The 6,465-nt window shown below is 67.9% G+C and carries 6 protein-coding genes; 4 read left to right on the forward strand and 2 right to left on the reverse strand.

Annotation, left to right across the window (positions count from 1 at the left end; translation table 11 throughout):
- Positions 1-1,727, reverse strand: a 1,727-nt coding sequence (glmS, locus tag RIF93_RS17640; RefSeq protein ID WP_309092759.1) for a glutamine--fructose-6-phosphate transaminase (isomerizing), incomplete at its 3' end; no start/stop codon positions are given.
- Positions 1,728-1,844: 117 nt separating this feature from the next.
- Here glmS and glmM point away from each other — a divergent pair.
- The 4 genes from glmM (at position 1,845) to RIF93_RS17660 (ending at position 5,954) form a co-directional block, all read left to right on the forward strand.
- Positions 1,845-3,197: a phosphoglucosamine mutase gene (gene glmM / locus RIF93_RS17645; RefSeq protein ID WP_309092760.1), complete on the forward strand. Its 1,353-nt coding sequence runs from the start codon at positions 1,845-1,847 to the stop codon at positions 3,195-3,197.
- A 72-nt stretch (positions 3,198-3,269) separates the two neighbouring features.
- Complete coding sequence (locus tag RIF93_RS17650) at positions 3,270-4,637, forward strand: PAS domain S-box protein (protein ID WP_309092761.1); 1,368 nt, start codon at positions 3,270-3,272, stop codon at positions 4,635-4,637.
- 135 nt (positions 4,638-4,772) lie between these two features.
- Positions 4,773-5,636 carry a cytochrome c gene (locus RIF93_RS17655; RefSeq protein WP_309092762.1) on the forward strand — a complete coding sequence of 288 codons (864 nt, stop codon included), beginning with the start codon at positions 4,773-4,775 and terminating at the stop codon, positions 5,634-5,636.
- Between the two features lie 156 nt (positions 5,637-5,792).
- Positions 5,793-5,954, forward strand: a complete 162-nt coding sequence (locus RIF93_RS17660; protein ID WP_309092763.1) for a hypothetical protein — start codon at positions 5,793-5,795, stop codon at positions 5,952-5,954.
- Between the two features lie 22 nt (positions 5,955-5,976).
- Here the strand turns inward: RIF93_RS17660 and RIF93_RS17665 are convergent.
- Positions 5,977-6,465, reverse strand: a 489-nt coding sequence (locus tag RIF93_RS17665) for a UDP binding domain-containing protein (RefSeq protein WP_309092764.1), incomplete at its 5' end; no start/stop codon positions are given.

The following is a 6,465-nucleotide window of genomic DNA, read 5'->3' on the forward strand; positions in this document are numbered from 1 at the left end:
GCCGACAGCACCAGGGGGGCGATCAGCGGGTCGCACCTGGGCGCGGTCACCACCACCCGGGCGCCTTTCGGCGCGTGCTTCTCGCCTTCCGGGTCGGTGATGAAGATCACCTGGCCGCCGCGGGCCATGACCTCCTGCATGTTGGAGGCCGACTTCTCGAAATAGCTGTCCATCGGCGCGAGGATGACGATCGGCGTCTGCTCGTCCACCAGCGCGATCGGTCCATGCTTCAGCTCGCCCGCGGCGTAGCCCTCGGCGTGGATGTAGCTGATCTCCTTCAGCTTCAGCGCGCCTTCCAGGGCCAGAGGGTACATCGGTCCGCGGCCGAGGTAGAGCACGTCGCGGGCCTTGGCGACGTCCTGGGCGATGGCGCGGACCGCGTCCTCGAGCTTGATGGACTCGGCGATCAGACGCGGCGCCTCCAGCAGCACCTTCACCAGGCGCTGTTCCTCCGCCGCGTCGATCTTGCCCCGCGCCCGGGCCGCCGCGATGGCCACGGCGGTCAGCACGCTGACCTGGGCGGTGAAGGCCTTGGTCGAGGCGACCCCGATCTCGGGACCGCAATGGATCGGCCAGACCACGTCCACTTCGCGCGCCATGGTCGACTCCGTGGCGTTGACGACAGCGGCGGTGGTCATGCCCTTGCCCTGGCAGAACCGCAGCGCCGCGAGCGTATCGGCCGTCTCGCCAGATTGGGACATGGCGATGGCGAGCGCGCTGTCGCGCAGAGCCGGACGGCGGTAGCGGAACTCCGAGGCGATCTCGACGTCCACCGGCAGGTCGGCCATCTCCTCGATCAGGTACTTGCCCAGCAGTCCGGCGATATAGGACGTCCCGCAGGCCACGATCTGCACCCGGTCCAGGCGCGCCCAGTCGACCTCGCCAGGTACGGTGGCGCGCGAGGCGATGGTGTCCACATAGGCGGAGATCGTGCGCTGGCAGCCTTCCGGCTGGTCGTGGATCTCCTTCTCCATGAAGTGCCGGTAGTTGCCCTTCTCGACGAGGGCGGCCGAGGCCGGCACCGTGCGCATCGGCCGATCCGCGGGCTTGCCGCTCTCGTCGAATATCCGCGCCGAGGTGTGGTCGATGGCGACGTAGTCGCCTTCGTCGAGATAGGAGATGCGGTTGGTGAAAGGACCGACGGCGAGCGCGTCCGAGCCGATGAACATCTCGCCGTCGCCATAACCCACAACCAGCGGGCTGCCGCGGCGGGCGCCCATGACCAGGGCCTCTTCGCCCTCGATCAGCACGCCCAGGGCGTAGGCGCCGCTCAGCTGGTCCAAGGTCGCCTTGAAGGCCTCCAGCGGCGGCTTGCCGCCCTCCAGCTCGCTGTCCAGCAACTGAGCGATGACCTCGGTGTCCGTCTCGCTCTCGAAGGTGCGGCCCTTGGCCCGCAGCACCTCGCGCAGCTCGGCGAAGTTCTCGATGATCCCGTTGTGGACCAGGGCCACGCGGCCGGCCTTGTGGGGGTGGGCGTTGCTGGTCGTGGGCGCGCCGTGCGTGGCCCAGCGGGTGTGGCCGATGCCGACGGTGGCGGCCAGCGGCTCGGCGGCCAGCACCTCCTCCAGCGCCTTGATCTTCCCGGCCGCGCGGCGGCGTTCCAGCCGTCCGTCGATGACGCCCGCCACCCCGGCGGAGTCGTAGCCGCGGTACTCAAGCCGCTTGAGGCTGTCGATCAGGCGGTCCTGGACAGGCTTGGTTCCGACGATGCCGATAATGCCGCACATGTGGCCCGAGCTTTCCTTGTGCTAGAGGCGTTCCAGCCCCCTGTAACGCCGCGGCTTTAGCATCGGCTAAGGTTCAGGGCACACAAACTGAGTTTCCAATCGTTTCGAGGCTGACGGATGGGCAAGCGCGCATATTTCGGGACCGACGGGATCCGCGGCCAGGCCAACCGCCACCCGATGACGGCCGAAGTGGCGCTGCGGGTGGGCATGGCCGCTGGCAAGCTGTTCATGTCCAAGGACGACCGCCGCCACCTTGTGGTGATCGGCAAGGACACGCGGCTTTCGGGCTACATGATCGAGCCGGCGCTGGTCGCGGGCTTCACCAGCGTCGGCATGGACGTGCGCCTGTTCGGCCCGCTGCCGACCCCGGGCGTGGCGATGATGACCCGCAGCCTGCGGGCCGACCTCGGGGTCATGATCTCGGCCTCGCACAACCACTTCGCCGACAACGGCATCAAGCTGTTCGGGCCCGACGGCTACAAGCTGTCGGACGAGAAGGAGCTGGAGATCGAGGCCCTGATGGACGAGGGCCTGCAGGAAGGCCTGGCGCGGCCTGACGGCCTGGGCCGGGTGCAGCGGATCGACGATTCCCAGGCCCGCTATGTCGAGATCGCCAAGGCGACCTTCCCCAAGCGGCTCAACCTGTCGGGCATGCGCATCGTCATCGATTGCGCCAACGGCGCCGCCTACAAGGTCGCGCCCGAGGCGCTGTACGAGCTGGGCGCCGAGGTGATCCGCGTCGGCGTCTCGCCGAACGGCTTCAACATCAACGAGGAGTGCGGCTCCACCCATCCCGCGGCCATGAGCAAGATGGTCAAGGAGTACCGCGCCGACCTGGGCATCGCCCTCGACGGCGACGCCGACCGGCTGGTGATCTGCGACGAGCGGGGCCAGGTGGTGGACGGCGACCAGATCATGGCCATCATCGCCGGCGCCTGGGCCGCGTCCGACCGCCTGACGGGCGGCGGCGTCGTCGCCACCGTGATGTCGAACCTGGGGCTCGAGCGCTTCCTGGCCGCGCGCAACCTGAAGCTGGAGCGGACGCAGGTCGGCGACCGCTACGTCATGGCCCGCATGCGCGAGGGCGGCTTCAACCTGGGGGGCGAACAGTCCGGCCACCTGATCTTGTCCGACTTCTCCACCACGGGCGACGGCCTACTGGCGGCGCTGCAGGTGCTGGCGGTGCTGAAGGAAAGCGACAAGCCGATGAGCGCGCTCGCCCGGCAGTTCGACCCGGTGCCGCAGCTCCTGGAGAACGTCCGGTTCGCGGGCGGTAAGCCGCTGGAGGACGATAGCGTCAAGAAGGCGATCGCCGCGGCCGAGGAGCGCCTCAGCGGGACGGGCCGGCTGGTGATCCGTCCCTCCGGCACCGAACCCCTGATCCGCGTCATGGCCGAAGGCGACGACGAGAGGCTGGTCAGCCAGGTGGTCAAGGAGATCGTCGGCGCCGTGAAGAAGGCGGCGGCCTGACTGCCACCTGTTTCTGCCGTGCGTTAAGGCCTAGACTGCCTCGTCTGGTCTGTCGCAAGGCGATCGAGAGAAGTGCGCGAGCTATCGAACTCTCCGGCCACAGCGGTTGATGCTCTCGAGGACTTTTTCGAGAACGGCGCCGTAGGGCTCCATCTTGTGGCGGGAGACGGCACCATCTTGCGCGCCAATCGCGCCGAGTTGTCGATGCTGGGCTACGAGCCCGAGGAGTACCTCGGTCAATCGATCTCGCAGTTCCATGCGGACGAGCACGTGATCCAGGACATCCTCGCTCGGCTTTCGCGGGGCGAGACTCTCGACAAGTATCCGGCCCGCCTGAAGGCGAAGGACGGATCTCTCCGCCACGTGCTCATCAGTTCCAGCGTCTGTTTCGACGAGAGTGGCCGTTTCAAGAACACGCGATGCTTCACCCTGGACGTGACGGACCGCGTCGCCGCGGAACGGGCGCTGCAGGAGGCCCAGCAGCGGCTGGCGGCAACTTACGAGAACGCCCATGCCGGGATCGGCGAGGTGGACGCAGACGGGCGCTTCCTGCGGGTGAACGCGCGTTTCGAGGAATTGACGGGCTACAGCCGCGAACAACTGCTTCAGAGGACGTTGTTCGATATCACCCATCCTGACGACGTCCCCGAGGAACGCCGGCAGTTCGCCGCTCAGGTGCGGCGCGACGTCGATGGCTACGGTGTCGAAAAGCGCTATCTGCACGCCGACGGTCGGACCGTCTGGGTGCATGTGATGAGCTCCAGCGTCCGCGACGGCGAGGGGCGCTTCCTCTACGGCGTCCGCGTCGTCCACGACATCACCGACCGGAAGCTGGCTGAACGGCGCAACCAGCTCCTGATCAACGAGCTGAACCACCGGGTGAAGAACACCCTGGCCACTGTCCAGTCGCTGGCCTCTCAGACCGCGCGGCACACTGAGGACGTCGGCGACTTCATCACCCGTTTCGAGGGGCGGCTCGTGGCGCTCAGCAAGGCGCACGACAGGCTGACCCGCCGCAACTGGGAAGGCGCCAGTCTCGCCGAGCTTGTACGGGAAGAACTCTCCCTGCGCGACGGCCCGTCCCGAGAGCTGACCCACGAGGGGCCGGACATCTCGCTTCCGCCACGGGTGGCGCTGTCGCTCAGCATGGCGTTCCACGAACTTGGCACCAACGCGCTCAAGTACGGCGCGCTCTCGATTTCCGGGGGGCGGATCGCCGTCCGCTGGACCGTTGAGCGGGACGCGAGCTCGCGTCCGACGCGGGTGCGCCTGGAATGGATCGAGTCCGGCGGGCCGACGCCGGACCCCGAGCCCCGCCGCGGCTTCGGCTCGCGACTACTGGAGGCCATGGCGAGCGACGTGAACGGGACCGCCGAGCTTCGCTTCGAACCCGAAGGCGTCCGCTGGAGTCTTTCCTTCCCGTTGGAATGGCCGGCCTGACCCCGCAGCTCTGCAGATCTGCAGACCTCCTCTGCGGCCAAGGCGGGTTGTGAAGCTTCGCCACGCGACTTAAAGCCCCGCGCTCCGCGAACGGAGGTCGGCAACGCCCTTTCGCGGCGTCTTTGGGGAGCCGTCATGAAGCGTGTTCTGAAGTGGGCCGGCTTCGGCTTGGCCGGCCTGGTCGTCTTTGTGCTCTTCGCGGTGGCGGGCGCCTTCGCCGCCAGCGAGCTGATGATCCGTTGGCCCGCCTCTGACACTGCGGAGCTGAAACTGGCCTCGGCCGCCGCGGGCTCCGTAGAGCGCGGCCGCCGCATCGCCAAGCTGAACGGCTGTCACGATTGTCACGGCGAGCGCCTCGAGGGCCGCCTCTTCCATGACGAGATGCCGATCCTGCGCGCGTGGGGCCCGAACCTGACGCTTGCCGCCGCGGAGCAGTCGGACGCAGAGCTCGACCGCTCGATCCGCCACGGCGTCGCCCCGGGCGGGCGGCGGCTGTGGGTGATGCCCTCGTTCGCCTTGTCCCAGCTTTCCGATCAGGAGGCGGCGGACCTCATCGCCTATGTGCGCAGCTTCCCCGTCGCCGGCGAGCCGCAGCCGCGGATCCAGGTGGGCCACCTCGGGCGTCTCGGCCTGCTGCTCGGCAAGTTCAGATCCGAGGCGGCGATGCTGGCCAAGAGCGGCCCGCCGGTGCTGCCTGACTACGGCCCGCAGCACGCCCAAGGCCGTCAAGTCGCGGAACTCTGCGTGGAGTGCCACGGCGCCGACCTGAAGGGCATGGAACTCCTGAAGGCGCCCGACCTGACGATGGCGGCGTCCTACGACCCGGCCGACTTCGCTCGGCTTCTGCACGAGGGCGTCGCCGCCGGCGACCGCAAGCTGGACGGGCTGATGGGCGCGGTCGCGCAGTCGCGGTTCAGCGCCCTGTCGGAGACCGAGATCCAGGCGCTGCACGCCTATCTGAAGGCCCGCGCCGAGCACGAGATCGCCGCCGCGCAATGAGGGCGGATCGCGCGAAAGTGACCTCTCACAGCGTACTAGAACGCGTTTCGAAATTCCGGCCCGGCAACCCTACCCAGGCCTTAATGCTTGTGTCACAGTCGATACAACCGCCGGACTCGAGCCGGGGACAAGAGAGCGTAAGACTTGGGAGGAAATATGCGGCGCGACCTCACCCACTGGGGTGTGGCGCGGCAGGCCTGGCGTCCCGCCACGTCAATTGCCTGTCTCGCTTTCGTAGCCACGCTGGCGATCGCCTTCTGGGCCGGCGTGGTCTGGATCGCCCAAGCCTTCATGGCCCTGAGCGCCCAAGGGTTCTAGGCTCCTTCCGAACCGTATCTGGCTACGGTCGGCCGACGGAGACATAGGCGAACCCGCGCGCCTTCATGTCGTCGGGCTTATAGATGTTGCGTAGGTCCACCAGCACGGGCCTGCGCATGAGCAGCTTGATCCGATCGAGGTCGAGCGCCCGGAACTGGTCCCACTCGGTGATGATGACGAGGGCGTCGGCGCCTTCCGCCACCGCGTAGGGATCGTCGCGGAAATCCACATCGCTCAGCATGTGCTTGGCCTCGGCCAGGCCTTCCGGATCGAACGCCTGCACGCGCGCGCCCTTGTCCTGAAGCGCCGGGATGATCGCCAGGGAGGGCGCATCGCGCATGTCGTCGGTGTTCGGCTTGAAGGTCAGGCCCAGCACCCCCACCGTCTTGCCCTTCAGCTCGCCGTCCACCGCCTTGACGACCTTGCGGGCCATGGCGCGCTTGCGCTCGTCGTTCACCTTGACCGTGGTCTCGATCAGCTCGACGGGCGCGCCGTAGTCGCGGGCGGTGCG

This window comes from Phenylobacterium sp., assembly GCF_031181185.1.
Classification (GTDB): Bacteria; Pseudomonadota; Alphaproteobacteria; order Caulobacterales; family Caulobacteraceae; genus Phenylobacterium.

Coding starts and splice junctions, on each gene's coding strand:
- glmM (WP_309092760.1), top strand. CDS start 1,845: ATGGGCAAGCGCGCATATTTCGGGACCGACGGGATCCGCGGCCAGGCC.
- RIF93_RS17655 (WP_309092762.1), top strand. CDS start 4,773: ATGAAGCGTGTTCTGAAGTGGGCCGGCTTCGGCTTGGCCGGCCTGGTC.
- RIF93_RS17660 (WP_309092763.1), top strand. CDS start 5,793: ATGCGGCGCGACCTCACCCACTGGGGTGTGGCGCGGCAGGCCTGGCGT.